The organism is Streptacidiphilus jeojiense, assembly GCF_000719095.1.
In the GTDB taxonomy this organism is placed as follows: domain Bacteria; phylum Actinomycetota; class Actinomycetes; order Streptomycetales; family Streptomycetaceae; genus Streptacidiphilus; species Streptacidiphilus jeojiensis.
Window position 1 is genome coordinate 118,011 of the sequence record NZ_JOEH01000017.1, and the last position, 26,004, is coordinate 144,014.

The following is a 26,004-nucleotide window of genomic DNA, read 5'->3' on the forward strand; positions in this document are numbered from 1 at the left end:
CGTACCCGCCACCGCGGCGGCCGTGTCAGGTAACTTCGCCGCCGTGACCGTGGATAACCTTCCCTATCGAGGGGGCATCGCGCTCGGCGGCCTCCTTGAGGCCGATCTGGATGTCCCTGCGCCAGCGCACCCGTTCGATGACCGAGCCGGTCTCGCTGCGCCGGCCCGGCGGCACGATGGACTTCGGCCAGTTGAACCACACCACCGTGAAGTACATCGCCAGCAGCAGGAACGACCCGAAGATGAAGCCCATAGCGACACGGCCCAAGTGAGTGAGCGCGGTGAGCAGAAGGCCCAGCGTCATGCACGTCGTCCAACCAGCAAGGGGAACGATGCCGCGCTCGTGCCCCCTGACGGCCGAGGGATCCGACGAATAGCGGAAGGCAGCCACGCGGGGGGCCCGGCTCGAACCGATCCAGTGGAGCCGCGCCGCATACACCGAGAACGCGCTCGTTGCGACCATGAAGAACAGCACGACGGTCACGAAACTGACCGTGGCGACCATGATTCCCCCTCTCAGACGGCGCCCCAGTATGCGGCTGGTCCGGAGGGCGGGATCAGCCGGGGTGCTGCTCCGCGCGCTGTCTGCCTGGGCAGCCAGCTGTTGCCGCTGTTGGGTGCTCAGGGAGGAGGAGGCCGACGGGGAGGGGGTGGTGGCCGCGGCGGTCGTGGAGGCCGAGGGCTAGGCAGAGGCGCCGGCGCTCGGGCTCGCACCGGCGGTGCTGTCTCCCGGTCGGACCGGCCAGCCGTGGTGGTGCCCTGTGGACTGGTCGCGATCGGAAGCAAGCCGCGGTGCCGAACCGTCGGGTCCACATCTCCTGGCGCGGGCACGTGTGTAGGTCAGCCCGTGCTGGCCCGGATCCCGGCGGACGACCGGGCGGCCATGGCCTGATCAGTTCCGCCGATAGGGGCACGAGGTCAGATGTCGGTCTGCTCGGAGGCCTCGTGTTCGCGTGACCGGCGGCGCTTCGGACGCGGGTGGTACTGCTCCCAGAGGTCGAAGAGCAGGAGGCCGACGACCAGAACCGCGCCGATGATGCCGACGGTACAGACAGCCGAGTTGTTGCTCTGGGTCGCCGTGTAGACGGTGCGAACGGCGATAATCCAGGCGAAGCGGGGGCCGAAGCGTCTCAACCATTCGGGGACGCGGTTGATCATGGCTGCCTCGTGGCGTTCGTTCGCGCCGTTCGGTAGCGCTGGAAGCGGTGAGCCTACACGCAGGCCGGCGCGCCGTACGCGCCGGGCCGACCTTGGATTTCCGCTGGTAGGTTCACCTGCCTTCTCGGCGCGAACACCACCCTGGCGGTCCTGGCTCACTTCCGCACCCACGAGACAGCGGGCGGTGACGGTGACGGTGATCTTCTTCGAGGTTCTGGTCGAGACGCGCTGCAGGCGGGTTGCCATGGACGTCACACTCTCCGCGAGTCGCGTGTTGTTACTGTTTGCTGGGTTTTGCCTGATCAGCGTGATTGCTCTCGCTGTTCTGGCTGATCATCAGCCCCTACAGTTCGCGTATGTCACTGCGCATCAGAAGGGCCCTGATCGTTCTCGCTGTCTGGGTCGGCATCAACCTCCTGTTGACCGTCCCCGACATGGCCAAGCCGGGCTGGCACTGGGGCATCACACCCGGGTTCACGGTGTACACGCTGGTCGGCGTCGCGTACGCCGGGTACGTGTGGTGGGCGTACGGGCCGTCCGAAAAGGCTGTCGCGCTACGGGCCAAGGCCGAGGCCAAGAAGGCCGAGCGCCGTATGCAGCGGTTGGGGTGAGTAGTTGTCCGGCACTGCAGTTCGTGGCATGTCAACGCGCTTGCAGATGAGGGCCAGAGCGTCCGTCGTCATCGTGGCTGCGGTCCTCGGTGTCCTCGGGACCGTCACCAGCTGCGGCAGCGCCTCGTCCACGCCGCAGGCGATGCCGAGCACCCCCATCGCGACGAGCTCGACGGCTATTGCCATGTACCTGAGTCTGTTCCGCGGCATGACGGATGTTCCCGAGTTCTCGCCCCAGCGGATCAGTGATGCGAAGCTGATTGCGGTTGGCCGTGAGGTCTGCACGGCGCTCACAAGCCACACGCCTGCCGAGGTGCTGACGATTCTGGAGCACGAGGGCTGGTCGCGCGGAGACGGATCGACCATCATCGGCTACGCGGCTGGTGGCAGAACGCTGTGCGCGAAGACCAAAGCGGTTCAGGACTGGGAGACGGCCGTACTGAACGCTGGTCCGTACCCGAGCTGACCCACGCGCGTGCACGAAGGCATCGGATGTGTCTTGCCTTTGACCGCCGCGGTCCCGATGGCCGTACATCGGTGGGACGCCCGACAGTTCGGGAAGCGGAGCAGGACAGTAGGTGCTCGGCGGGTTCGGGCGGCTTTGGCGATCACGTTTGCCTTTCCTTGATCGCTGGGGGTGTGACTGCACAGGTTGTGCAGCTACGTTGCGGGCGTGAATCGGGGAGAGATCAGATCGGTCCTGCTCCGGATCCGCCGCGAGGCGGCTCTCGGGCTGGTGTTGTATCCGGTGTGGCACTTCATCGGCGGCCATTCCTGGACGGCGTCGCTGTGGATGGCCGGGGTGTACGCAGTTGCGGGCATCTGCGTCGAGTGCTTGCTGATCCGGTTTCCGGGGATGCGGTTCGAGGCCAGGCAGGCGAAGCGTCTGGCGCGGCGCGGCCGGCACCAGTAGCCACAGCCACCTCGACCTGGTCGGGAGTTCAACTCTCCCTGCCCGCCTCCCTGGCCCGCTGTGTGTGGTCGCCTGCCATGAGCATGAGGGGGTCTGTTGTCGGCTCGGGGTAGCTGCATAGTCTTGATCCCCTTGAGGAGGGGCTTATGACTGATGATCAGGGGCAGGGCTACAGCGCGACCGAGGCGCTGAAGGGCAGGAGCATCAAGAGCGGTGCCAAGAAGTTCCTGGGCGGTGTGGTGATCGCGCTGGTCGTCCTGGGTGTCGCTGTCGGCTCGGTGGGCGCGGTCGTCGTCGTCGACTGGTTGGCGTTCCGCTTTGCGGTGTGGCTCGGCGTCGTGCTGATGCTCATCGAGGGGGCCGTGGGCCTGTACTGGCGCAGACACCCGAAACGATCCTGACCTGGGGTGATCGATGTCAACACTGGTCGCCGCGTACGACGTCTTCCACCCCTCGCTAGGCGGAACCGGCCTCGGCGTTCCAGGCGGTGAACGCCTCCGCCCATCGGATCGTCGCCTCGGCCAGGGCCGCCCTGACCGGGATGGTGGCGACCTTCCCGTTGCTTCCGCCCAGGATCAGTGTGATGTCTCCGTCGTGCTTCTTCCCTCTGCGTCCCTTGGGCCGGGGCAGCGGAAGGTACTGCCCGGACGCGTCCAGGATGTGGAGGCGCGCGCCGTTGATGGGGGTGCGCACCGGGCTGAAGCCGGTGGTGTGCAACTCCGACGTGTCCAGGCGCATGCGAAGGCCCACGGCGTTCGGCGGGCGCGGCGGTTTCTTGGGTGCAGCCATCCCGCCAGTGTGCGGCAAGTGCGGTGCTTTGCAGCTGAGTTCTGCCATTCCGGCTGCAGGGACCACGGTGCGCGCGGCTCAAGGCGATGCGACCCGGCACTGCCGGGCGAGTTCTCCAAGCGCCTGTCGGCGAACCTCCAGGTCACCGTTCCGCAACACATGCCCCGGGCCTGACCGGACCTGCAAGGCTGCCCGTACGCCGATGATCACAGCCCGGTTCGCCGGGGGCAGGCCACGGCGCAACACTGGATGCGACGGGTCCGCGCCCGTTCCGATCGAAGGCCACCCCATGAACCGTGCCGCAGCACTCACCGCCACTGCCCTCGCCGCGGCAGCCGCCGTGCTCACGATCGTGCCGGCGCAGGCCGCCGGATCCGTGCACCTCACGAAGATCTACTACAACAGCCCCGGCAGCGACACCCGCAGCAATGCGTCGCTGAACGCCGAGTACGTCGTGATAACCAACACGACCGGGGCCGCAGTCAACCTCAAGGGCTGGGTTCTGGTCGACGCCTCCAACCACAAGTACACCTTCGCCAGCTTCTCCCTGGCCAAGGGCAAGTCCGTGACGATCCACACCGGACACGGCACCAACACCGCCACCAACCGCTACTGGGGCTCCGGCAACTACATCTGGAACAACGACAAGGACAAGGCCACCCTCAAGCGCGCCAGCGGTGCCGTGCAGGACACCTGCGCCTACAACAACGCCAAGGCCGCCTGGGTCAACTGCTGACCCGACCCACCTGCGGCCCCGCACCGGCCATCCTGGCGGGGCCGCTCTGCTCGTGGACTCCTACAGCCAGTTGCCCCAGCCGAAGGTGAACAGGTAGGCCCTGCGTACGGCATCCCGACCGTGGCGTCCGCGCAGCCGGAGCACCGTCAGTGTCAGGGTGAAGAGCGCCACGAAGCCCAGCGCCACCAGTGCGCCGGACCACGGCCCCGCGTAGCACCCCGTCACCACGGAGACCAGGACGACCGCCCCCGCGCCCACATGCGCCGCCGGCATGTCGGCCCGAAATACCTCACGCAGCAGGCGTCGGTTGTCCCGCAGATCTCGCAGGTAGCGCTCCCGGGCCGCCTCCGGGTCTGCCGGTCCGTCAGGCCAGTTGTCCACTCCGCCCCCAACCCCATGGCCGATCTCGCCCGGCCACCGTAGTGCCTGCGACCCCTGGGGTGAGGGCCGGTTGGCGCGTCGCTAGGATCCACTGACTTCCGCACAGCAGTCACACAAGGGGGACCATGTTCAGGATCGCGCGCTCCGCTGCGATGGCCGTTGCTGTCGCAGCGGCCTTCGCGGTCACGCCCACTGCCGCCGATGCGGCCACGGCACACGCCTACAGGCAGGCGTGCTGGGACGGCAGTCTCCAGGCTGCCGGCCACTTCGGCGTGGTGCCCGATGCCCACCGTGCCGGCCAGAAGCTGGACGTCTGGACGCCGATCAAGAACCGGGACACCATCCGGCGATGGGCCCAGTACAGCCTCACCATCGACGCCGGAGGCAAATGGCGCACCGTTCCGCCCACCGTGTGGTGGCGTGTCGACAAGGGCGGCTGGCACCAGATCCACTTCACCTGGCACCCCGGCGGGAAGAACTTCGACCCGGTCTGGACCACCGCCCAACTGGGCCTCGGGTTCTTCAACCCGGGCCAGACCCGCACTCTGGAGATCTCCACCAGCTTCGTCCGGAACGCCCACTCCGGCATGTACTCGGGTTGGGAGCAGTTCTCGACCCCCTGGTGCACCACCGCGGGAGGCCGTCTGGAGCAGGGGTCCTCCGCCGTGGCCTTCTACTACGACCCCTCCCACCCGAATTAGGTCAGATCCGGCTGAGCCCTGGTTGGAGGAACATCCGTGATCGGTACGTTGCAGTGCGTGGTTCTGGACTGTCCGGATGTCCTCGAACTGGCCCGGTTCTACGAGGCGCTCCTCGGTGGGGTGGTCGATCAGCCGGATCCCAGGTGGGCGGTCAGTGACGACTTCTCGACTCTGCACACGGGGTTCGGCCTGGTGTTCGCGTTCCAGCGGGTGGAGGACTACCACGCCCCGCGGTGGCCCGATGCCGCTCGCCCGCAGCAGTTCCATCTGGATCTGGATGTTCCCGACCTCGAGCGCGCCCAGGAGCAGGTCAATGCCCTCGGGGCCACGTTGCTCCGTGCCGACCCCCGTGGTTGGAGGATCTTCGCGGACCCGGCGGGCCACCCCTTCTGCCTTCTTCGAGGCTGACGGTTGTCTCGGCGGGATGCGTGTCCCGATGCTGTGCTGAATCGTTTATTCGGGCATGGACACTGCTCTGGCCGCCACTCCCCCCGTTCCCGCGCCCGCCGGGCGGCGCCGTCGTTCGCGGCGGGTCGTGGCGGATCCGGACGAGCCCGTGTACGCGGCCCTGGTCGCCGAGTGGCGCGGGCGCGGGCGGACCATCCCCGGCGAGACGGACTGGGAGTGGCTGGACCTGGCCGCGTACGACGGCCGGCGGTAGGCGGCTGCGCCGTCGGCGGTGGTGGCCGCTCCGGTGCTGTTGCGATTGCCGCCTGTGAATTATGGAGAAGTTGTGCCCAACTGGTCTTGTCTTCAACTACCTTGATGGCCCGGCATGTGTGTGACACAGGGAGAGCTGGCGGCCATGGGCACTGGATCGAGTACCGCCGTGGTGGTTCTGGACGGTGGTCCCGTCGTGGAGATCCTGTTGGAGGGCGATCTGGACCTGGCCGTGTCCCCGCTGCTGGCGCCGGTGGTGCGGCAGGTGCTGGTGGACCCGCTGGTGCGCTCGATCGAGCTCGACGTCGCGCTGGTCGCGTTCTGCGACAGCAGCGGGCTGAGTGCGCTGCTCAACGCCAGGAACCGGGCGGCGGAGAAGGGTGTGTCGCTCCGGCTCGTACGGGTGGGCGCACGGCTGGAGCGGCTGCTCGCGGCGACCGGGCTCGGACGGGTGCTCGGGGTCGCCGGGTGAGCGGGCCAGCGGACGGACGGGGACGGACGCGGACGGGCGGACGGACGCGGACGGGCGGACCGGCAGGCCGGCTGACGGGCACGGCGACGGCTCCGTAGGACTTCCGTAAGCAGGCGGTTCACGTGATTCGATGATCCGTGGCGGTCTCATGGAGAGGTGTCCAGACAGACTCTGCAGAGATCAGTTCTCGCCAAGGTTCCACCCGGGCTGCATCCGGCGCGGTTGCAGTCCGCATTCCGTTCCCGGCTGCACGAACCGCGCACCGCCGTGGTGATCGGACGGTGGCTCGGCGCCGCCTTCGTGATCTGCTTCCTGACCGGCCTGATCAGCCACGGGCTGCAGGACCCGCCCGGATGGCTGCGCGACCACCTGCCCAGCCGGCCGGTCGACGGCTACCGGATCACCCAGGGGCTGCACGTCATCAGCGGCATCGCGGCGATCCCGCTGCTCGGCGCGAAGCTGTGGACGGTGTATCCCCGGCTGTTCGCCTGGCCGCCGGTGCGCAGCGTGCTGCACGCGCTGGAGCGGCTGGGCATCGTCCTGCTGCTCGGGGCGGCGCTGCTGGAGGTCTTCACCGGGCTGCTGAACACGCTGCAGTGGTACCCCTGGCCGTTCCCGTTCCGGCAGACCCACTTCTGGCTGGCCTGGATCGCGGTGGGCGGGCTGCTGCTCCACATCGCCGCCAAGTACCCGGAGATCAGCGCGAACTGGCGCAGGGTCAGGGCAGCCCCGGTGCCCGGGCGGCGGGCGTTCCTGACCGGGGTGGCAGTTTCGGTGGCGACGGTCACCGCGGTCACCGCCGGCCAGTCGGTGCCCTGGCTGCGGCGGCTGGACCTGCTGGCGCCGCGCCGTCCCGACATCGGGCCGCAGGGCCTGCCGGTCAACCGGACCGCGGCCGCCGCCGGGACCGCCGGGGTCAGGGCGGCCGGCTGGCGGCTGACCGTGGCCGGCCCGGCCCCGTACACGCTGACGCTGGCCGAGCTGGAGGCGCTGCCCCAGTACACGGCGCTGCTGCCGATCTCCTGCGTCGAGGGGTGGAGCGCCTCGGCGCACTGGACCGGGGTGCGGGTGCGCGACCTGCTGGACCGGGCCGGGGCCCGGGCCGGGGCCCGGCTGCGGGTGGTGTCGCTGGAACGCTACGGCGGCTATGCGACGACCGAGATGGAGGCGTCCTACGCCCGGGACCCGCTGACCCTGCTCGCCCTGCGGGTCAACGGCGAGGTGCTGGCGCCCGACCACGGGTACCCGGCGCGGATCATCGCGCCGAACCGGCCGGGCGTGCTGCAGACCAAGTGGGTGTCCCGACTGGAGGTGCTCGGATGAGCCGGGCGACACGGGTGAGCCGGACGACACGGGTGAGCCGGGCGACACGGGTGCGGCTGGCGCTGCTGGTGGCGGGGGTCTCCCTGCTGGTGTTCGGGGTCCAGGGCCTGCTGGACGAGCCGTACCTCAGCGGGCACCGGCTGCAGGTGCTGGTCTGGGCGGCGGGCGGGATCCTGCTGCACGACGGGGTGTGGATCCCGCTGGTGCTGGTGGTCGGGCTGCTGCTGGGCCGGGTGGTGCCGGACCGGGTGCGGGGCGCCGTCACGGCAGGGCTGATGACGTCTGCCGCACTCGCCGCGGTGGGGCTGCCCGCGGTGGTCCGGGAGCACGACCACAACGGCAACCCGACCCTGCTGCCGCTCCCGTACCTGCGGAACTGGCTGCTGCTGCTCGCCGCGGTGGCCGCCGGGACGGCGGTGGCCGTCGTGGTGCAGTGGCGGCGCGGTCGAGTGGGCAGGGGCCCATCCGGAGCCGGTCGACCAGGACCCGGCCGATCCGGAGGGGATCGGTCCGGTGGCCAATCCGGGAGGCCGACAGGTCCGAATGCGAGGCGTGACCGAGAACCGCGACAGAAGCCAACAAACCTGGCATAGCGCCGCCCGGCTGCTCCGGGTCGGGCTCGGCGCGCTGAGCGGTTTGGTGGCGGGCTTCACCGCGTTGGCGGTCGCGGAACTGGCTTCGGTCCCGGTGCGACAGCAGGCGGGTCCGGTCACGGCGGTGGGCGGCGCGGTCATCGACCGGACGCCGGGGGCCGTGAAGGAGTTCGCGGTCCGGCACTTCGGGACCAACGACAAGCTGATGCTGCAACTGGGCATCCTGGCGCTGCTCGCCGTCTTCGCGATGGCCATCGGTGCGGTCGCGGTGCGGTGGCGCCGACTCGGGGCCGCGGGGGTGCTCCTCTTCGGGTTGCTCGGCGCCGTTGCCGCCGCCTCGCGTCCGGACGCGGGCAGTCTCGACTGGCTGCCCTCCGCGGTGGGTGCGGTGGCCGGGGCGGCGGTGCTGTACCTGCTGGCGGGGCGGTTGACGCCCGCCGGGTCCGCCGGGCCGGACGGGGCGCAGGAGGCGGAAGGAGTCGCGCCCGAAGGGGCTTTCGACCGACGCGGCTTCGTCCTGCTGGCGCTCGCCGCTTCGGCGGCCTCGGCGGGACTGGGGGCACTCGGGCGCGGCCTCAACGCCGCCGGCGGGGACAGGGCCGTCGCCGAGCGCGCCGCCGTGGCCCTTCCGGTGCCTTCGTCCCGGGCTGCGGCCCTGCCGCGCGGGGTCGACCTCAAGGTGCCCGGGCTCAGCGCCTTCACCACGCCCAACCCGTCCTTCTACCGGGTCGACACCGCACTGGTGGTGCCCCGGGTGAACGCCGACTCCTGGCGGCTGCGGATCCACGGGAAGGGCGTCAGCAAGGAGTTGAACCTCGGCTACCACGATCTGCTCGCCCGCGACCTGATCGAGCGTGACATCACCCTGACCTGCGTATCCAACGAGGTCGGCGGCCCTTACCTGGGCAATGCCCGCTGGATCGGCGTCCCGCTGGCGCCCTTGCTGCGTGAGGCCGGGGTCCGGCCGCCCTCCCGGGGCGGACCGGCGGACCAGCTCCTGGCCCGGTCGGTGGACGACATGATGATCGGCAGTCCGGTGGAGACCGTCATGGACGGCCGGGACGCCATGCTGGCCCTGGGGATGAACGGCGAGCCGCTGCCCTTCGCGCACGGCTTCCCAGTGCGGATGCTGGTCCCCGGCCTGTACGGCTACGTGTCGGCCTGCAAGTGGCTCAGGGATCTGGAGCTGACCAGCTTCTCGGACTACGACGCCTACTGGGTGCGCCGCGGCTGGTCGCCGCAGGCCCCGATCAAGACCGAGTCCAGGATCGACACCCCCAAGCCGTTCGCGCAGATCGGCGCGGCCGAGGGGGCTGTGGCGGTGGCCGGGGTCGCCTGGGCGCAGCACCGGGGCGTCGACCGGGTCGAGGTACGGGTGGACGGCGGCCCCTGGCACACCGCCGACCTCGCGGCCGAGGACACCACGGACACCTGGCGGCAGTGGGTCTGGCGATGGCCGGCCACCCCGGGCTCGCACACCCTCGAGGTGCGGGCGACCGACCGCACCGGATACACGCAGACCGACCAGCGTGTCGGAACGGTTCCGAACGGCGCGACCGGCTGGCACTCGGTGGTCGTCAGCGTTGGCTGACGAAACCCCAAAAATCCTTCTGTACAAGGCAATCCATGACAAATGCTGCTTCGAATAACAGATGAGACAAAGGAGCCTTCCATGACCACCATGCGCACCTTCCGTGCCACCCGCACCACCCGTATCGCCGCCGCTTCCGTTGCTGCAGGTGCTCTCGCCCTCGGCGCCGCCGCCTGTTCCAGTGGCTCCAGCGGCACCGGCTCGGCCAACGGCGGGGCCACGTCCTCGACGTCCTCCGCGGCGGCGTCCGGCGGTGCCTCCGGGACGGCGATGGCCGACGCGCCGTTCGGTTCGGCCTGCGCCACGGTCCCGGCGACCGGCGCCGGCAGCTTCGACGGCATGGCCCAGGCCCCGGTGGCGACGGCCGCGTCCAACAACCCGGCGCTGTCCACGCTGGTGACGGCCGTCAAGGCGGCGGGTCTGGTGGACACCCTGAACAGCGCGCAGAACATCACCGTCTTCGCGCCCGACAACGCCGCCTTCGCGAAACTGCCCAAGGCCACCCTGGACAAGGTGCTCGCGGACAAGGCGATGCTCACCAAGATCCTGACGTACCACGTGGTGGGTCAGAAGCTCACTCCGGCCCAGCTCGGCAGCGGCAGCTACCCCACGCTGGAGAAGCAGTCGCTGACCACCGCGGGCAGCGGCACGTCCTACACGGTGAACGGCACGGCGAAGGTCGTATGCGGCAATGTCAGGACGGCGAACGCGAATGTCGAGATCATCGACACGGTGCTGATGCCGCCGTCCTGATGCCCGGTGTTGGGGCGGTCGGCGGGAGCATTCGAATGATCATCCGAACTTCCGCATGAACGGACCAATCCGTCCCTGCGGTGGCGACGAACCAAGGGCGACCGCTGATCCCACCGGAGGTACCGATGCACGTGGCAGCCCGCGGCGACGAGCCCGCGGCTCCCGGCCCAGGTTCCCTGGAGACGCTGCTCGACCGTGTCTCCAGGGGCGACCAACAGGCCTTCGAGACCGTCTACTCGGCTGTCGCCGGGCCCGTGCTCGGCCTGGTGCGCCGACTGCTCCGGGATCCTGCGCAGTCCGAGGAGGTGGCGCAGGAGGTGTTGATCGAGGTGTGGCGGTGCGCCGCCCGCTTCGATCCCGACCGGGGCAGCGCGATGGCCTGGATCATGACCATGGCGCACCGCCGCGCGGTGGACCGGGTGCGCTCGGCCCAGGCGTCGAGCGACCGGGAGCAGCGCGCGGCCGCCCGGGACCACTCGCCGGCCTTCGACGAGGTCAGCGAGCAGGTCGAACGCCGGCTGGAACGTGAGCAGGTACGGCGCTGCCTCGGGTCGCTCACGGAGTTGCAACGGGAGTCCGTGATGCTCGCCTACTACCGTGGCTGTACCTACCAGGAGACCGCCGACCTGCTCGGTATCGCACTGGGGACCATCAAGACCCGACTCCGGGACGGACTCATCCGGCTCCGCGACTGCCTGGGGGTGACCTCGTGACCAGTGCCGATCTGCACACGCTCACCGGCGCCTTCGCTCTCCATGCGCTCTCCGACCGGGAGTCCGAGGAGTTCGCCCGCCACCTGTCCGCCTGCGAGGCCTGTGACCAGGAGGTGCGGGAGCTCCAGGAGACGGCGGCGCGGTTGGCGCTCGCCGCGGCTGTGACGCCCTCGGCCGAGTTCCGGGCCCGGGTCATGGCGGCGCTGCCCGAGGTGAGGCAGCTGCCGCCGCTGGTCGAGAACGCGGGTGGGCGGTCCTTCTGGCCGCTGCGCCGGCGGTTGATCCAGCGTCGGCTGCCGCAACTCGCCCTGGCCGCCTGCCTGGTGCTGGCGCTGGTCGCGGGCGGGTTCGCGATCGACGCGCATCAGCAGGAGCAGCGGCAGCGGCAGGCCACCGCGCAGGCCCAGTCGCAGGCGGCCGCGCTGAGCGCGCTGTTCTCGGCGCCGGACGCCAGCTTCCACGGCGCAGCGGTGAAGGGCGGCGGCAGCAGTACGGTCGTCAGCTCGCAGCTGTTGCAGCAGACCGCCTTCGTCTTCCAGGGGCTGGCCGAACTGCCGTCCGGCAAGGTCTATGAGCTCTGGTACAGCAAGGGCGGCCACATGGTCCCGGCCGGGCTGCTGCCCGAGCGGGCCGTGGACGGCGCAACGATGCTGACCGGAACTCCGAGCGGTGCCGCCGGGGTCGGGGTGACTGTGGAGCCCGCGGGCGGGTCGCCGCAGCCCACGACCACGCCGGTGGTGCTGGTGGGACTGCCGACGACGTGACGGTGCGCCGTCGCGGCGCTGGGATCGCCGCGACGGTGCCTGTCCGACGTCGGCTGGGGGGAGTGTGGGCGGTCGGGTCCTCGGACCTGACCGCCCACACGCATGTCCATGCAGGTGGGAGCGGTCTTGCGGACTGTACCTACTAGTATGTACGGTAGGTCTCATGAGCACCCCTGAACGTCTGATCGAGAGCACCCAGGAGCTCCTCTGGGAGCGCGGCTACGTCGGGACCAGCCCCAAGGCGATCCAGCAGCGCGCCGCGGCCGGCCAGGGCAGCATGTACCACCACTTCAAGGGCAAGCCCGACCTCGCGCTGGCCGCGATCCGCCGCAGCGCCGACGAGCGGCAGGCGCTGGCCGAGGAGCAGTTCTCCGGCCCCGGCACGGCGGTTGAGCGGGTCGCCGCCTACCTGCGCCGCGAACGGGACGTGCTGCGCGGCTGCCCGATCGGCCGGCTCACCCAGGACCCCGAGGTGGTCGCCGATCCGACGCTGCGTCAGCCCGTCGCCGACACCTTCGAGCACCTGATGCGGCGGCTCACCGCCGTCCTCACCGAGGGCCAGGCGCTGGGGCAACTGGACCCCGAACTCGATCCCGCCGACACCGCCGCCACCGTCGTCGCGGTACTCCAGGGCGGCTATGTGCTGGCCCGGGCGGCGGACTCGGTCGAGCCGTTCCGGCGGGCGACCGAGGGTGCGATCGCCCTGCTCGCCGCCCGCGAACTGCGCTGACGCCACCGGCCGACCGAGCACCCGCCTGGAAGGGCCCAAACCGTGCACGCCATGCAGTACACGATCACCCTCCCCGCCGACTACGACATGGACGTCATCCGCCGCAGGGTCGCGGCCAAGGGCTCGCTGCTGGACGACTTCCCCGACCTCGGCCTCAAGGCCTACCTGATCCGCGAGCGCGGCCGCGAGGGTTCCCCCGTCAACGAGTACGCCCCGTTCTACCTCTGGAACGGCACGGCCGGCCTCGGCCGCTTCCTCTGGGGCGGCTCCGGCTTCGGCGGGATCGTCGCGGATTTCGGCCGCCCGACCGTCCGCCACTGGATCGGGGCCGCGGCCACGGCCGGACCGGAGCCGGCCGGAGGTCCGCCGCGCACGGCGGTCCGCCGCACCGGCACGGTGCCGGACGGCGCCGACCCGGCCGGGTCGATGGCGCGGGCGGCGGCCGAACTGTCCGCGCTCGCGGGCACCCCCGGCCTGCACAGCGCCGCCGTCGCGCTCGACCCGCACCACTGGGAGCTGGTCCACTTCAGCCTGTGGGCGGACACCGCGCCCGCCGACCTGCCGGGCGACCGCTACCAGGTACTGCACCTCTCGGCTCCGGGGCTGGCGGAGCTGACCCTCGCCGATCGGACAGCAGGAGCGACCCGATGAACCCGCCGAACCCCCTGAGCCCGATGAACCCGCTCACCGAGGCACCCCTGGACCGCGAGGCCGGCTACCGGCTGCTCGGGGAGCTCCAGGACGCCGAGGCCCAACTCGGCACCCTCGCCGCCCTGGACGTCCACGCCCCGGGCTTCCCCGACTGGATCGTCACCGCGCTCTTCGGCGGCACCTACCAGCGCGAGGGGCTGGCGCTGCGCGACCGGCAGATCGCCAACCTCGCCGCACTCACCGCGATGGGTGGTGTCGAGCCCCAACTCGCCCAGCACGTAAGGGCGAGCCTGCGGGTCGGGATGAGCCCGGAGGAGGTCGTCGAAGTGCTGGTGCACCTGGCCCCCTATGTGGGTGTGCCGAAGGCGCTGGCCGGTCTCCGGGTGGCCACAGCGGTGCTGGACGAGCCCCGGACGACGCCGTGACCATGGTCCGCACGGTCCTCGGGGACGTCCCGCCGGCGGAGTTGGGCATCGTCGACGCCCACGACCACCTCTTCCTGGCCAGCGCCCTGCTGCCCGGTCAGGAACTGGACGACATGGAGGCGGCACAGGCCGAGGCCCTGGCGTTCCACGCGCAGGGCGGAGGCACCCTCGTCCAGTGGACGCCCTACGGCCTGGGCCGCAGGGCGGAGCTGCTGGCGGAGGTCTCCCGGGTGACCGGGGTGAACATCGTCGCGGCAACCGGGCTGCACCAGGCCCGGCACTACGGCCCGGGGTTCGACCTCGCGGATCCGGGTTCCACCGGGCTCGCCCCGGCCGCGCTGTTCACCGCCGAACTGACCGAGGGGCTCCGGGCGTCGGCCGGCAACGAGGTGCTGCCGGCCCGGGCCGGCCTGATCAAGGTGGCCGGCGGCTTCCACCGGCTGGACCCGCATGCCCGTACGGTCATGGCCGCTGCGGCGGAGGCGCACCACGCCACGGGCGCGCCGATCGGGGTGCACCTGGAGCACGGCTCGGCCGCCGCCGAGGTCCTCGCCCTGCTCTACGACGACCTGGCGGTACCGGCGGAACGGGTCGTCCTCGGCCACCTCAACCGCCTCCCCGACCTGCGCCTGCACCGGGAGGCGGCGGAGCGCGGAGCCTACCTCTGCTTCGACGGTCCGTCAGAGGCCAACCACGCCACGGACTGGAGGCTGCTGGACGCTCTGGCCGCGCTGGTCGACGCGGGCCACGCGGATCAGCTCCTGATCGGCGGCGACACCACCACCGCCGGCGCCCGCGCCGCCACCGGCGGGGGCCCCGGTATCCCCTACCTGCTGCACACCCTCCGTCCCCGGCTGCGTCGCGAGCTGGGGGAGGAGAACGCGGACCGGCTGTACACCGTGAACCCGGCGCGGGCGTTCGCCTGGGCCTGAGGGACAGGGCACCGATGTCGGCACGTAGGGTGAGCGGGCATGGACACCATGACGGCAATCTGGTCGTTCGCCCTGGTCGTCGGCTTGCTGACGCTGACGCCCGGGCTCGATACGGCACTGATACTGCGAACCGCCGCGCTGCGGAGCCGGCCTGAGGCGTGGGGGGTTGTGCTGGGGATCCAGGCCGGGACGCTGGCCTGGGGGATGTTGAGTTCGCTCGGGGTGAGCGCGCTGCTGACGGCGTCGCACACGGCGTACGAGGCACTGCGGGTGGCGGGCGCCGGCTACCTGCTGTGGATGGGCGGCCGGATGCTGTGGGGGACGCTGCGGCGACGGAGCGGCGAGGCGGCGGCGGACACGGACGCGGATGTGGCGGCGGCAGCGGGCGACGCGGCGGGTGCCGGGGGCCGGGTGCTGGTGGGGCTGCGGCGCGGGGCGCTGACGAATCTGCTCAACCCCAAGGTGGGCGTGTTCTACGTGGCGGTGCTTCCGCAGTTCATCCCGGCCGGGGCGCCGCATCTGGCCATGGGCGCGCTGCTGACCTGCGTGCACGTGGCGGAGGGGCTGACCTGGTCGGTGGTGCTGGTGGCCTTCGCCGGGGTGCTGCGGAACTGGCTGCGGCGGCCGGTCGCGCGGCGGGTGCTGGACCGGGTCACCGGGGTCGTCGTGGTCGGGTTCGGGCTGCGGCTGGCGCTGGGCGACTGAGACGGCTGGAGCAGCCGGGCAGCCGGGCGTGTCAATGATGGTTGACGCCCGGCGAGTGTCAACGTACATTGACAGCATGAGTGAGACCAGACAGCTCGCGGACGACGCGGGCAGCCGCGACCCCGCGGTGGGGCTCAGAGCGGTCCGCGCTCTGCGCGACCTCGCCGAGCGGCTCGAGGACCTGCAGGTCGGCAATGCCCGGGCGCAGGGTTGGTCGTGGCAGGACATCGCCTCCTGTCTCGGCGTCAGCAGGCAGGCCGTGCACAAGAAGCACGCCCGGCGCGGGCCGGGATTCTTTGGAAGAGGTGACGAGTAGCCATGCTCGAACGATTCACCGCGCCCGCGCGCCGGGTGGTCACCGAGACGCAGTTGGAGATGCGCGCGCTGCACCACGGCCACGTGGGCACCGAGCACCTGCTGCTCGCCCTGCTCCGGCAGCCGGCGGAACCGGCGGCCGCCCTGCTGGTGCGGCACGGCCTCGACCTGGAGACGGCCAGGGCGGCGGTGCAGCGGCTGCTGGGGGAGTCCGGCGCGACGATCGACGGTGCGGCACTGGAGACGATCGGGATCGACCTGGACATGGTCACCGCCCGGGTCGAGGCCGCCTTCGGGGTCGGTGCCCTCGCCAACCCGGGCGGGGCCGCGGGCCGGGGGCGGACCAGGACCCAGGGCCGGGGCACCTTCACCACCCGGGCCAGGAAGGTCCTGGAGCTGGCGGTGCGGGCCGCGCAGGGCCGGGGGGACAGCAGCATCGGCACCGGCCATCTGCTGCTCGGAATGGTGCGCGAGGGCGGCGGGTTGGCAGTGGGCGTGCTCAGGGACCACGGCCTGGACCTGGCCGAGGTCGAGCGTGAGACCGAGCGGAGCCTCGGCGCGGACGCGGCCTGACCGGCCGCGCAGCGCAGCAAGGAGGGCCGACCCGAAACGGGTCGGCCCTCCCTCGTCGCACGGTCAGGTCAGGTCGCGGCGCTCGCGTCACGGCGCTCAGGTCACGGCGCGGAGTCCTTGACGTTGGGGCTGAGGGCGTAGGCCCGTATCGGGGTCATCCCGCCGTAGCCGGGGAGGCTGACCGTGTCCTGGGTGCCCACCTGGGCGCAGGAGCCGGTCTGGTTGCCGGTCTGCACGTTGGCGTTGCTCAGCGCGACCTTGGTGTTGGCCGGCGGGGCGGAGGCCTTGCCGCCGGGGTAGGTGTTGCCGGTCGGCCAGTCGGTGCCGATGAGCAGGTGTATGCCGCTGGCGGTGCCCTGCTTGAGCGCGCTGCTCGGCAGGCCGAGGCTGCTGGCGACCTCCTGGGCGTCGGCCGCGCGGCCGGGGCCGTAGGTGAGCGTGGTGGTCTTGATGTTGGTGGACGGCGGCGACTCGATGTCGGTGTTGGACGCGTAGCCGTCCGCGATCAGCACCTTCTGCAGTTCGGAGGCGCGACCGGTGAGGGTGGTGGTGCCGTTCGCCACATGGACGGCGATCTCCGAGGGAGCCAGCGCCGACTTGGTGGCGGCGGGCGCCTTGGAGGCGCTCGCGGCGGCCGTCGAGGGCGCGGCCTTGGCGGTGGCTGCGGCGGCGCTGGACTTGGCGCCGCTGGCGGTGGTCAGCGACTGGTCGTTGGCGATGGTGGAGAACAGGGTCTGTGCGCCGGGGGCGATCACCAGGCGGTTGATGTTGGTCGGGTCGGCCCCGGTCTGCATGGTGGTGAAGGTGATGCGGTCGGTGGGGACCTTGTTGAGGTCCTCGGCCAGGCCGGTCAGCTTGGGGATGCTGTCCAGCGAGGTGTCCACGGTGAGCGCCTTGGTGGCGGCGTTGGCCAGGTTCCACAGCTTGGTCGGGCTGGTGAGGGTGCCGGCGCTCTTCATCTGGTTGATCATCGCGGTCAGGAAGATGTGCTGCGCCGCGGTCCGGCCGATGTCGCCGCCGTTCCCGAAGCCGTGCCGGGTGCGGACGAACTCCAGCGCGGCCACGCCCTTGAGGGTGTGGGTGCCCTTCGCCAGCTTGAGGTGCGACTGCGGGTCGTAGACGTTGTTGCTGACGCAGACCTTCACACCGCCCACCGCGTCCGACATGGCGACCACGCCGCTGAAGTCGACCATGGCGAAGTGGTCTATGGGGATGCCGGTCAGCTGGTGGATGGCGGCGACGCTGCAGCCGGGCCCGTACTGCAGGGCGCTGTTGATCATTCCGTAGCCGCCGCTGGTGCTGGCGCCGGTCTTGTCGTCCTTGCAGGCGGGCAGGTTGGTCATCAGGTCGCGCGGGACGCTCATCACCGTCGCGTTGCTGCGGTCCGCGGAGATGTGGACCACCATCTCGACGTCGGCGTTGCCGTCGCCGCCGCTGCTACCGCCGGCGCAGTCGCCGCCGAGCTTGCAGTCGGCGGCGTTGGCGCGGATGTCGGAGCCGATCACCAGCATGTTGATGGGGCTGCGGCCGAAGGCGTCGACCTTCTCGGTGCCCGCGTTGCCCGAGGTTCCGGCGAAGAGCGCGTCGCTCTTGATGTTGCCGTTGAGCTTCTCGTACGCGTAGACGCCGCCCGCCGCCGCGACGACCATGACGCCGGCCGTGCTGATGGCTATGATCTTGATCGGACTCTTCTTCTGGCCCTTCTTCGCTGCCTTGCGCATCGCCGCGCGACCGCCGGGGGGCGGACCCGCTGCGCCGGGACCTCCGGGTGCCGCACCTCTGCCCTGGGATGGACTTCCGCCACCACGGCGGGCAGCGGCCCGGCCACCGGTACTGGCGTCGCTCATGGTCACATCCTTGGTCAGGTGAGCCCGAAGGCTACCGGTCGAAACTTTTGCTACTCGTCGAACGCGCGTGCTCTGTATCGGGGGCATGGGGGCACAGGAGGTAGGACTGTCCGCTCCTGGGTTCCGGTTCCACGGCTGGGCAATTTAGCAAGTGTTTGTGAGTACGACATAAGGACAACCCTGCGAATCGTTTCTGCGGGGTAACGAGCGGCTGTGAGTGACGGCCGCCGTCACGTCCGGTGATCGGACGATCGCGGGGGAGCACCGTGGGGTGAGCGGGATCACGTGGGGATCCACTCTGCCATCCGCACCCGGCCGTTGGGAGTGGAGGGGCGTAAGAGACGTCCACGCACCGTCGGGGCCCCTGATTTTGAACGTTGACGGGCATGTGTTCGGGCCAGGAAAATGGAACCCCGCTGTTTATTGCGTGCCCCGAAGGGTTATGTACCGCTTTGATACTGATCGACGCTGTGACGAAGCGTTACCCGGACGGCACTACGGCCGTGGACCGACTCACCCTGGAGATACCGGACGGTTCCATCACCGTTCTGGTCGGACCGTCCGGCTGTGGCAAGACCACCACGCTGCGCATGATCAACCGCATGATCGAACCGACCGAGGGACGGATCACCCTCGACGGCGCCGACATCCGCGAACAGCCGGTCAACTCGCTGCGCCGCACCATGGGTTACGTCATCCAGCACGCCGGGCTGTTCCCGCACCGCACCATCGTGGAGAACATCGCCACCGTCCCCCGGCTGCTCGGCTGGGACCGCCGGGAGGCCAGGACCCGCGCGCTGGAGCTGATGGAGCGGGTCGGCCTGGACCGCTCGCTGGCCAAGCGCTACCCCTACCAGCTGTCCGGGGGCCAGCAGCAGCGCGTCGGCGTGGCCCGCGCGCTCGCCGCCGATCCGCCGGTGATGCTGATGGACGAGCCCTTCTCCGCCGTCGACCCCATCGTCCGCAAGGGTCTGCAGGACGAACTGATACGCATTCAGGGCGAGTTGGGCAAGACCATCGTCTTCGTCACGCATGACATCGACGAGGCCATCAAGATCGGCGACATGGTCGCGGTGCTCCGCGAGGGCGGGAAGCTGGCCCAGTACGCGCCGCCGGCCGAGCTGCTGTCGGCGCCGGCCGACGGCTTCGTCGAGGACTTCCTCGGCCTGGACCGCGGCATCCGCAGGCTGTCCTTCTTCACCGCCGCGGGACTCGAACTGAACACCGTGCCGATCGTCGCGGTCGACAGCACGGCCGAGCAGTTGGCGGCCCGCACAGTCCCACAGACTCCTTACCTTCTTGTCACCGACACCGAGGGCCGTCCCCTCGGTTGGGCCGACGCCAAGCAGCGGGCCGCCGGCAGCGAGGCGCTGATCCCCTTCGGCCACTCCTTCACGGCCGGACGCGACTCGCTCCGCGCCGCGCTGGACTCGGCGGTGCTCTCCCCGACCGGCTGGGCGGTCGCGGTCGACGAGAACGGCCGCGCCGTCGGTGTCGCCGCGCAGGAGACCATCGCCGCCGCGATCAGGACCGCGCACCTGGAGCAGCAGGCCACCGGGTCGGCCTCCGGAGTCGCCGACGCAGCTCCCGTGGATGCGTGATGGGCGGCTTCTTCGACATCCCGAGCGACCTGCAGGCCAGCTGGTGGGGCCTGATCGGGCTGCACCTTGAGGAGGCGCTGGTCCCGGTCCTGTTCGGACTGCTGATCGCGCTGCCGCTGGCCCAGCTCTGCGCCCGGTTCCGCTGGCTCTACCCGCCCATGCTCGGCATCACCACCGTGCTCTACGCGCTGCCGTCGCTGGCCTTCATCGTGCTGCTGATCAACTGGACCGGCCTCAGCACCACCACCGTCGAGATCCCGCTGACCATCTACAGCCTGGTCGTGCTGATCCCCGCGATCGTGGACGGGGTCCGCTCGGTGCCCGAGGAGACCCACGCCGCGGCCACCGCGATGGGCTTCGGACCGATCCGCCGCTACATCCAGGTGGAGCTGCCGATCGCGGTCCCGGCGATCTTCGCCGGGCTGCGGGTCGCCACCGTCTCCAGCATCAGCCTGGTCAGCGTCGGCGCGCTGATCGGCAACGAGGGCGGCCTGGGCAACCTGCTGTCGGACGCCCTGCACTACCACCGCCCGATCCTGGCCTGGAACTCCGTGCTCACCACCGCCGTCCTGGCGATCCTCATCGACGGCCTGCTGGTGCTGCTGCGCCGGCTCCTCACTCCCTGGGCGGTGCGGTGAACCTGTTCCACTACGCCAATGTCTTCTTCAGTGACAACGCCAACTGGAGCGGGGCGGACGGCATACCGACCCGGCTGTGGGAGCACGTCCAGTACACGCTGATGGCGCTCGGCATCGCCGGGGTGATCGGCCTGCCGCTCGGGCTGGTCACCGGTCACACCGGGCGCGGCGGCAATGCGCTGGCGCTGGTCGCCACCGCGGCCCGGGCGCTGCCCAGCTTCGGTCTGCTGGTGCTGCTCACGGTGCTGATGGGGCTGGGCCTGACCCCGGTGATGGTCCCGCTGGTGGCCCTGGCGGTGCCGCCGATGCTGGTCACCACGTACGAGGCGATCCGCTCGGTGGACCGCTCGCTGGTGGACGCGGCCCGGGGCATGGGGATGGGGCCGCTGCGGGTGATGTTCCAGGTGGAGCTGCCGGTGGCGCTGCCGCTGATCCTGAGCGGGATCCGCTCTTCCGCTGTGCAGATCGTGTCGACGGCGACGATCGCGGCGTACGTGTCCTTCGGCGGGCTGGGGCGGTACATCGTCGACGGGCTCTACCAGGTGGACTACAACAAGGTGGTCGGCGGGGCTGTGCTGGTCGCTGCGCTGGCGGTAGTGACGCTGGGGGTGTTCTGGGTGGCCGGGCGGGTGCTCGTGTCTCCTGGGGTGCGCAGGCAGCAGCGGTAAGCTTTTCGGCTGACTGCGGACCGTAGCTGGCTGGTCGCGCAGTTCCCCGCGCCCCTAGGGGGCTGCAACATGCCCGCCGTGGTTCAGTTGCACTATCCAGGGGCGCGGGGAACTGCGCGACCAGCCACCCCCACAGCGTTAGCGTTCCGCGCGGGCCAGGGCCAGCTCCAGGACGACGAGAAGAGCGTCGCGGACGGACCCGCGCTCGCGGGCGTCGAAGAGGACCAGCGGGACGCTCTCGCCGATGTCCAGGGCCCAGCGCACCTCGTCCAGGTCGTGGCCCAGGCTGCCGTCGAAGACGTTGACGCCCACGGCGAACGGCAGGCCCTTGTTCTCGAAGTAGTCGACGGCGGCGAAGCAGTCGTCCAGCCGCCGGGTGTCCACGATCACCAGACCGCCCAGCGCGCCCTCCACCAGGTCGTCCCACATGAAGCCGAAGCGGTCCTGTCCGGGCGTGCCGAAGAGGTAGAGCTTCAGGGTGGGGTCCAGGGTGATGCAGCCGAAGTCCATGGCGACCGTGGTCGTGGTCTTGTGCGGGGTGTGCGTCAGGTCGTCGACCCCGGCCGCGACCTCGGTGATGCTGGCCTCGGTGGTCAGCGGCTCGATCTCGGATATCGCGGCGACGGTGGTGGTCTTGCCCACGCCGAACCCACCCGCGATGACCATCTTGACGGGGAGCGGGGGGCGGTTGGAGACGGCGGTGCCGAGGTGGTCTGACTCAGGCAGGGCGGTCGCTGTCACGTGGAAGTCCTCGGGAGTCGGGGACGGCGCGGAGACCATCGATAACCCTTCGCAGTACGGAAACGTCTTGGGCGGTGCTGGCCTGGGGTACGTAGACGGCCAGGTGCCGGGCGGTGCGCAGGTCGCCGGCGATCACCCGGACGACGTTGAGGTGGAGCCGTAGCCGGGCGGCGAGCTCGGCGAGGGACAGCGGGACCCGGCAGGCCGCGACGATCGCGTGCTGCTCGAAGGTGAGGCCCGGAAGCGCGGCCAGCCCGTCCGACGTGGCCACGACCTGGGTCTCCAGGGGCAGTTCGGCGGCCCCGGCGACACGACCCGTGGTGAGCAGGAATGGGCGGACGGCGAGGCTGCTGCGGGTGCTCTCGGGCGCGGTGACCGGAGCGGGCTCCGGCTCCGGCTCGGGAGCCGGAGCGGCGGGCAGGGGCGGGGGAGGCGGGTCGTCCGCCATCACGTACGGGCGCAGTGGGCGTACCTGCGGGGAGCCGTACGGGCCCTCGGTGGTTGCCGCGCTGCCCACCATGCTGGTCCTCTCTCGCTCGTCCCGGCGTCTTGATGCTTCGTCAGTCACAGTAAGCAGTAAGTATATTGGTTAGGTTGTTCGAGCACAGTCAAAGTCGATCAACTGGCCGAGGAGGCACCCACGCCGTTCTTCAGCTCGATGATCAGCTGCGGGCTCAGCGCGGCGCCGGCCCGGTTGGCGAACAGCGTCATCTCGTAGGCGATGTTGCCGAGCTTGGCCTCCTTGGAGGCCACCACGCCCAGCACCGAACCGTTGCCTATGGAGGAGACCAGCAGGTGGCCGCCCTCCAGGTCGATGATCACCTTGTTGAGGGCGCCCAGACCGTAGTTGCCCGAGGCGCCCGCGGCGAGGCTGGTGATGCCCGACACGATGGCGGCGAGCCGTTCCGAGTCGGCCGGGTCCCTGAGTCTGGACACGGCGATCAGCAGTCCGTCCGAGGACACGGCGATGGCGTCAACCACGCCTGCGGTCTCCGTGGCGAAACGGTTCAGCAGCCAGGTGAAGTCGGCGGCGGCGGAAGCCAGGGCGGCGGGGTCGTCTGTGGGCGTGGTCACGGTCCCACTCCTTCCGGAAGTTCCTGCGGTGCGGCGACGTTTGGCGCAGCGTTCTGTTGTAGCAAGTCCGTTGGTGCGGCGTCCGGTTGGGTACTGCCTTGTTGGGTGTCGCCGACGCGCAGTCCGGTCAGCGTGGCGTCGCGCTCGGCGCGGTCGACCGCTGCCTCGAACTCCTCCAGCGAGTCGCGCACGGCCTCGGCGTCCAGCTGCGGCGGGGCGAAGGCGGCTGCGGCGGGCGGCTGGGCCGGTCGGGCCTGGTTCAGGGTGGCGCCGCGGACCCGGCGGCGCAGCGTGCCGCCCTCGGGCCCGGGCCGGGCCGCCTCGCCTGCCTGCGGCTCGACGGCGCCGGCCTGCGCGTGGACCGGCTCGTCCGGGGCGCGGCGCGGCGTCCGGCGGGGTAGCCCGCCGTCCGGTGCGGCCGTGGCGGCCGGGACCGCTGCGGGTCCGCCCGCGGGCCACCCCGAGGGGGCGGCCGGGACCGGAGCCGGGGCGGCCGGAGCCACCGGCGGGGCCGGCGGCAGCGCGGCGGGCGCCGGGGCCGGGGCCGCCGGGGCGGTCAGCGCGGCCGGTACGGCGGGTGCGGGCGCGGCCGGCGCCGCCGGGGTCGCCCTGAGCAGCGCGGCCGGCACCAGGACCAGGCTGCTGACACCGCCGCCGGGGGTCCGCGACAGGGTGACCGTGATCCCCCAGCGCCGGGCCAGGTTGCCGACCACGAAGAGGCCGAGCACCCGGGTCGGCACCAGGTCCAGGCGCTCGCGCCGGACCAGCCGGGCGTTCTCCTCGGCCAGCCGCTCCGAGCCCATGCCCAGACCGTGGTCGACGATCTCGATCGCGGCGTGCCCGCCGGGGGTCCGCACGGTCACCTCGACGCTGCTGTGCGCGGGCGAGAACGACACCGCGTTCTCCAGCAGTTCGGCGAGCATCAGCACCAGGTCGCCGACGATGTCCGGGGCGACCGTCGGGTCCGACTCGGCGCGCAGCACCACCCGCTGGTAGCCCTCGATCTGGCCCAGCGAGGCGCGGATGACATGGCTGACCGGTGCCGGCCGGCCGTCCAGTTCGGACTCGCGGATGCCGGCCAGCAGCATCAGGCTGTCGGCGTTGCGCTGCATGCGGACTGCGATGTGGTCGATCCGGTACAGCTGCTCCAGCAGCTCCGGGTCGGTCTCGCCGCGCTCCACCGCGTCGATCAGCGCGAGTTGACGGTTGGTCAGGTTGCTGACCCGGCGGCCGATGTTGCCGAACATCTCGGCGATGTTGCGGCGGCTGGTGACCTGGCGCTCCAGCAGTCCGGCGGCGGTGACCTGGACCTGGTTGAACGCCTCGGCCAGGGCCCCGAGTTCGTCCTGGGCCAGCACCGGGACGGCCTCCAGCCGGGCCGGGCTCTCGTCCGCGGCGTCGTCGTCGGCGACCCGGGCGAGCTCCTTCTCCGAGATCGCGGCGACCTTGCGGGCGGCGTTGGTGAGGCGCTGGACCGGCCGCACCACCGAGTGCCGGATCAGCACGGACAGGGTGAGCCAGGTGACGAAGATCAGCAGCGCCAGCGCCAGCAGCAGGATCGCCCTCAGCCAGGCGGAGCTGGAGGCGCTGTCGGCGCCGGCCGCGATCTCCTGGGTGAGCTTCTGGGTGATGGCCAGCCGGATCTGCGACTCGCCGACGATCTTCGGCAGGGTCTCGTCCACCTGCGCCGCGGCGGCCTGCATCGACGCCTTGTCGGAGACCGAGGACAGGTCGCCGGGGGAGACCTCGAGCAGCGACAGCTGCGTCTTGATGTAGGCCTGGTTGGTGTTGTAGTCCATCCCGCCGAGTTCGGTGACCTGGGCCGGCGTGGCCAACTGCCCGAACCGGGTGACCTGGTAGGTGTACTGCTCCTGGGCGCCGACCGCGGCGAGGAACTCGACCAGGGCGTTGGAGTCGCCGGTCTGGGTGGACAGCACGCTGGTCTCGTAGACGGCGTGGGCGGTGTCGGCCCGCAGCAGCGCGTCCAGGCTCTGGGTGGTCCGGACGTTGCCGCCGTGGTCGGTGGTGAGGCCGAGGCCGTCGATCAGGTCGTCGGCGGTGGGGCTGTAGGCCTGGTCGATGTTGGGGGCGGCCAGGGTGCCGACCGCGATCTGGTCCCGGGGCAGGCCGTTGAGCTCCGCCAGCGCGATGCTCTCGGCGGCCGGCATGGAGGAGCCGAAGGCCTGGCGGACCATCGCGGCCTGGGCGGTGGTGGCCGCCTGGGCGGCGCGGAAGGCGGCGTTGGAGGGCGCCTTGTCCTTGGCGTCCTGCCGGTCGTAGTGCGCCCAGAGCAGCAGCGCCTGCTGCTGCTCGGTCTGCACGTCGTCCACCAGCAGCGCGACCTGGTAGCTGTTACGGACCAGGTCGGCCTGGCTGGCGGTGGCCTGGGCGGTGCTGATCTCGCTGTTCACGACCACGGCGAACAGGATCGAGATCACCACGACCGGCACGGTGACCAGCACGTTGAGCTTGTGACGGAAGGGGATCCGGTCGAGTTGGCGGCCCAGTCGGGCGCGCAGGCCGGTCTCCAGCGGTTCCGGGGTGCCGGTCGTCTCCCCGGGCGTCTCCGGGGAGCCTGCGTCTTCCGGGGTGCCAGGTATGACCGGTTCGCCCGGGGCGAGCGGTTCGTCCGGGGCGGCCGGTGGGGCCGGGTGCGCGTCCTGGAGGGACAACCGAATCTCCTCGATCGGCTCCGGTGCCTGGCAGTTGGCACGCCCCTGCCCTGACGGGTGGTCGGCGGGAACCGGAACGCTCTCGTCGAATAAGTGACCGTGCGGAGACTACCGGTTGCGGGGATCCCCGTGACAGGGGAGTTGTGAACATTGCGCTACGAAGTGATCAAAAACCTTCCGCAACTGCAGCTCTGCGTTCCAGTATCGTCCGGTCGCACCTGCCTCACCTGCACCACCTGTGTGCGACCGGGTAGCGGGGCCCCAACCGCAGGAC

At 70.8% G+C, this 26,004-nt stretch carries 34 protein-coding genes; 25 read left to right on the forward strand and 9 right to left on the reverse strand.

The window, feature by feature from the left end; genetic code table 11:
- Positions 1-25 precede the first annotated feature (25 nt).
- Both IF29_RS0123115 and IF29_RS46210 read right to left on the reverse strand, forming a co-directional pair.
- The gene (locus IF29_RS0123115) at positions 26-505 is read right to left on the reverse strand and encodes a hypothetical protein (protein WP_051725766.1); all 480 of its coding nucleotides are present in this window, start codon (positions 503-505) and stop codon (positions 26-28) included.
- 413 nt (positions 506-918) lie between these two features.
- Positions 919-1,404 (reverse strand): hypothetical protein, encoded by a 486-nt coding sequence (locus IF29_RS46210; RefSeq protein WP_157623886.1) that lies wholly within the window; start codon positions 1,402-1,404, stop codon positions 919-921.
- Positions 1,405-1,514: 110 nt separating this feature from the next.
- On the opposite strand from IF29_RS46210, the gene IF29_RS0123130 reads away from it, so the two are divergent.
- The 4 genes from IF29_RS0123130 (at position 1,515) to IF29_RS0123145 (ending at position 3,083) form a co-directional block, all read left to right on the forward strand.
- A complete protein-coding gene (locus IF29_RS0123130; protein ID WP_157623887.1) occupies positions 1,515-1,769 on the forward strand; it encodes a hypothetical protein in 255 nt (84 codons plus the stop codon).
- A gap of 28 nt (positions 1,770-1,797) precedes the next feature.
- Positions 1,798-2,235, forward strand: a complete 438-nt coding sequence (locus tag IF29_RS0123135; RefSeq protein ID WP_030258170.1) for a DUF732 domain-containing protein — start codon at positions 1,798-1,800, stop codon at positions 2,233-2,235.
- Positions 2,236-2,442: 207 nt separating this feature from the next.
- Positions 2,443-2,682, forward strand: coding sequence for a hypothetical protein (locus tag IF29_RS0123140; RefSeq protein WP_030258173.1), 240 nt, complete (start codon positions 2,443-2,445; stop codon positions 2,680-2,682).
- Positions 2,683-2,828: 146 nt separating this feature from the next.
- A complete protein-coding gene (locus IF29_RS0123145) occupies positions 2,829-3,083 on the forward strand; it encodes a hypothetical protein (protein WP_030258175.1) in 255 nt (84 codons plus the stop codon).
- A 55-nt stretch (positions 3,084-3,138) separates the two neighbouring features.
- Here IF29_RS0123145 and IF29_RS0123150 read toward each other — a convergent pair whose 3' ends face one another.
- On the reverse strand, positions 3,139-3,471 hold the full coding sequence (locus tag IF29_RS0123150) for a hypothetical protein (protein WP_157623888.1): 333 nt from the start codon (positions 3,469-3,471) through the stop codon (positions 3,139-3,141).
- Between the two features lie 289 nt (positions 3,472-3,760).
- Between IF29_RS0123150 and IF29_RS0123155 the strand changes: the two genes are divergently transcribed.
- Complete coding sequence (locus IF29_RS0123155; protein ID WP_030258180.1) at positions 3,761-4,207, forward strand: lamin tail domain-containing protein; 447 nt, start codon at positions 3,761-3,763, stop codon at positions 4,205-4,207.
- Between the two features lie 60 nt (positions 4,208-4,267).
- Here the strand turns inward: IF29_RS0123155 and IF29_RS0123160 are convergent, their stop codons facing one another.
- Positions 4,268-4,588, reverse strand: a complete 321-nt coding sequence (locus IF29_RS0123160; RefSeq protein ID WP_157623889.1) for a hypothetical protein — start codon at positions 4,586-4,588, stop codon at positions 4,268-4,270.
- 125 nt (positions 4,589-4,713) lie between these two features.
- Between IF29_RS0123160 and IF29_RS0123165 the strand changes: the two genes are divergently transcribed.
- The 17 genes from IF29_RS0123165 to IF29_RS0123245 all read left to right on the forward strand — a co-directional run bounded on the left by IF29_RS0123165 (position 4,714) and on the right by IF29_RS0123245 (position 16,489).
- Positions 4,714-5,289 carry a hypothetical protein gene (locus IF29_RS0123165; protein ID WP_157623890.1) on the forward strand — a complete coding sequence of 192 codons (576 nt, stop codon included), beginning with the start codon at positions 4,714-4,716 and terminating at the stop codon, positions 5,287-5,289.
- 36 nt (positions 5,290-5,325) lie between these two features.
- A complete protein-coding gene (locus tag IF29_RS0123170) occupies positions 5,326-5,697 on the forward strand; it encodes a VOC family protein (protein ID WP_030258185.1) in 372 nt (123 codons plus the stop codon).
- Positions 5,698-5,752: 55 nt separating this feature from the next.
- Positions 5,753-5,950: a hypothetical protein gene (locus IF29_RS46215; protein ID WP_157623891.1), complete on the forward strand. Its 198-nt coding sequence runs from the start codon at positions 5,753-5,755 to the stop codon at positions 5,948-5,950.
- 144 nt (positions 5,951-6,094) lie between these two features.
- Positions 6,095-6,421 carry an STAS domain-containing protein gene (locus tag IF29_RS0123180; RefSeq protein ID WP_063757577.1) on the forward strand — a complete coding sequence of 109 codons (327 nt, stop codon included), beginning with the start codon at positions 6,095-6,097 and terminating at the stop codon, positions 6,419-6,421.
- Between the two features lie 222 nt (positions 6,422-6,643).
- A complete protein-coding gene (locus tag IF29_RS0123185; RefSeq protein WP_030258189.1) occupies positions 6,644-7,744 on the forward strand; it encodes a molybdopterin-dependent oxidoreductase in 1,101 nt (366 codons plus the stop codon).
- A gap of 32 nt (positions 7,745-7,776) precedes the next feature.
- A complete protein-coding gene (locus IF29_RS46220; protein ID WP_198037536.1) occupies positions 7,777-8,337 on the forward strand; it encodes a hypothetical protein in 561 nt (186 codons plus the stop codon).
- Positions 8,288-9,928 (forward strand): molybdopterin-dependent oxidoreductase, encoded by a 1,641-nt coding sequence (locus tag IF29_RS0123195; RefSeq protein WP_084714809.1) that lies wholly within the window; start codon positions 8,288-8,290, stop codon positions 9,926-9,928. Before IF29_RS46220 ends, IF29_RS0123195 begins: the two co-directional genes overlap by 50 nt.
- Before the next feature lie 81 nt (positions 9,929-10,009).
- Entirely contained in the window at positions 10,010-10,681 is a 672-nt protein-coding gene (locus IF29_RS0123200) for a fasciclin domain-containing protein (RefSeq protein WP_232242390.1), read from the forward strand.
- A gap of 125 nt (positions 10,682-10,806) precedes the next feature.
- Positions 10,807-11,394 carry a sigma-70 family RNA polymerase sigma factor gene (locus tag IF29_RS0123205; protein WP_030258196.1) on the forward strand — a complete coding sequence of 196 codons (588 nt, stop codon included), beginning with the start codon at positions 10,807-10,809 and terminating at the stop codon, positions 11,392-11,394.
- The gene (locus tag IF29_RS0123210) at positions 11,391-12,158 is read left to right on the forward strand and encodes an anti-sigma factor (protein WP_030258197.1); all 768 of its coding nucleotides are present in this window, start codon (positions 11,391-11,393) and stop codon (positions 12,156-12,158) included. The genes IF29_RS0123205 and IF29_RS0123210 overlap by 4 nt, the downstream gene beginning before the upstream one ends.
- Before the next feature lie 163 nt (positions 12,159-12,321).
- Positions 12,322-12,888: a TetR/AcrR family transcriptional regulator gene (locus IF29_RS0123215; RefSeq protein ID WP_030258200.1), complete on the forward strand. Its 567-nt coding sequence runs from the start codon at positions 12,322-12,324 to the stop codon at positions 12,886-12,888.
- Positions 12,889-12,930: 42 nt separating this feature from the next.
- Complete coding sequence (locus tag IF29_RS0123220) at positions 12,931-13,539, forward strand: DUF4865 family protein (RefSeq protein WP_030258203.1); 609 nt, start codon at positions 12,931-12,933, stop codon at positions 13,537-13,539.
- A complete protein-coding gene (locus IF29_RS0123225; protein ID WP_084714811.1) occupies positions 13,536-13,964 on the forward strand; it encodes a carboxymuconolactone decarboxylase family protein in 429 nt (142 codons plus the stop codon). Before IF29_RS0123220 ends, IF29_RS0123225 begins: the two co-directional genes overlap by 4 nt.
- 2 nt (positions 13,965-13,966) lie before the next feature.
- On the forward strand, positions 13,967-14,896 hold the full coding sequence (locus IF29_RS0123230; protein WP_051725797.1) for a phosphotriesterase family protein: 930 nt from the start codon (positions 13,967-13,969) through the stop codon (positions 14,894-14,896).
- Positions 14,897-14,935: 39 nt separating this feature from the next.
- Entirely contained in the window at positions 14,936-15,601 is a 666-nt protein-coding gene (locus IF29_RS0123235; protein ID WP_030258211.1) for a LysE family translocator, read from the forward strand.
- Positions 15,602-15,677: 76 nt separating this feature from the next.
- On the forward strand, positions 15,678-15,917 hold the full coding sequence (locus IF29_RS0123240) for a helix-turn-helix domain-containing protein (protein WP_037596263.1): 240 nt from the start codon (positions 15,678-15,680) through the stop codon (positions 15,915-15,917).
- A 2-nt stretch (positions 15,918-15,919) separates the two neighbouring features.
- Positions 15,920-16,489, forward strand: coding sequence for a Clp protease N-terminal domain-containing protein (locus IF29_RS0123245; protein WP_030258216.1), 570 nt, complete (start codon positions 15,920-15,922; stop codon positions 16,487-16,489).
- Positions 16,490-16,590: 101 nt separating this feature from the next.
- Here the strand turns inward: IF29_RS0123245 and IF29_RS0123250 are convergent, their stop codons facing one another.
- Positions 16,591-18,210 carry an LCP family protein gene (locus IF29_RS0123250; protein WP_232242392.1) on the reverse strand — a complete coding sequence of 540 codons (1,620 nt, stop codon included), beginning with the start codon at positions 18,208-18,210 and terminating at the stop codon, positions 16,591-16,593.
- A gap of 578 nt (positions 18,211-18,788) precedes the next feature.
- On the opposite strand from IF29_RS0123250, the gene IF29_RS0123255 reads away from it, so the two are divergent.
- From IF29_RS0123255 to IF29_RS0123265, 3 genes are read left to right on the forward strand one after another with little or no spacing between them, the layout of a single operon-like run.
- On the forward strand, positions 18,789-19,937 hold the full coding sequence (locus IF29_RS0123255) for an ABC transporter ATP-binding protein (protein ID WP_030258221.1): 1,149 nt from the start codon (positions 18,789-18,791) through the stop codon (positions 19,935-19,937).
- Positions 19,937-20,575: an ABC transporter permease gene (locus IF29_RS0123260; RefSeq protein ID WP_030258222.1), complete on the forward strand. Its 639-nt coding sequence runs from the start codon at positions 19,937-19,939 to the stop codon at positions 20,573-20,575. The genes IF29_RS0123255 and IF29_RS0123260 overlap by 1 nt, the downstream gene beginning before the upstream one ends.
- A complete protein-coding gene (locus IF29_RS0123265) occupies positions 20,572-21,243 on the forward strand; it encodes an ABC transporter permease (RefSeq protein WP_030258224.1) in 672 nt (223 codons plus the stop codon). Before IF29_RS0123260 ends, IF29_RS0123265 begins: the two co-directional genes overlap by 4 nt.
- Positions 21,244-21,381: 138 nt before the next feature.
- On the opposite strand, the gene IF29_RS0123270 is transcribed toward IF29_RS0123265, so the two are convergent.
- The 4 genes from IF29_RS0123270 to IF29_RS47860 form a co-directional block, all read right to left on the reverse strand.
- A complete protein-coding gene (locus tag IF29_RS0123270) occupies positions 21,382-21,909 on the reverse strand; it encodes a GTP-binding protein (protein ID WP_232242408.1) in 528 nt (175 codons plus the stop codon).
- Between the two features lie 52 nt (positions 21,910-21,961).
- Positions 21,962-22,432: a DUF742 domain-containing protein gene (locus tag IF29_RS0123275; RefSeq protein ID WP_030258227.1), complete on the reverse strand. Its 471-nt coding sequence runs from the start codon at positions 22,430-22,432 to the stop codon at positions 21,962-21,964.
- A 170-nt stretch (positions 22,433-22,602) separates the two neighbouring features.
- Positions 22,603-23,058, reverse strand: a complete 456-nt coding sequence (locus IF29_RS0123280) for a roadblock/LC7 domain-containing protein (RefSeq protein WP_030258230.1) — start codon at positions 23,056-23,058, stop codon at positions 22,603-22,605.
- Positions 23,055-25,730, reverse strand: coding sequence for a HAMP domain-containing sensor histidine kinase (locus IF29_RS47860; RefSeq protein ID WP_063757578.1), 2,676 nt, complete (start codon positions 25,728-25,730; stop codon positions 23,055-23,057). Before IF29_RS47860 ends, IF29_RS0123280 begins: the two co-directional genes overlap by 4 nt.
- Positions 25,731-26,004: the final 274 nt, after the last annotated feature.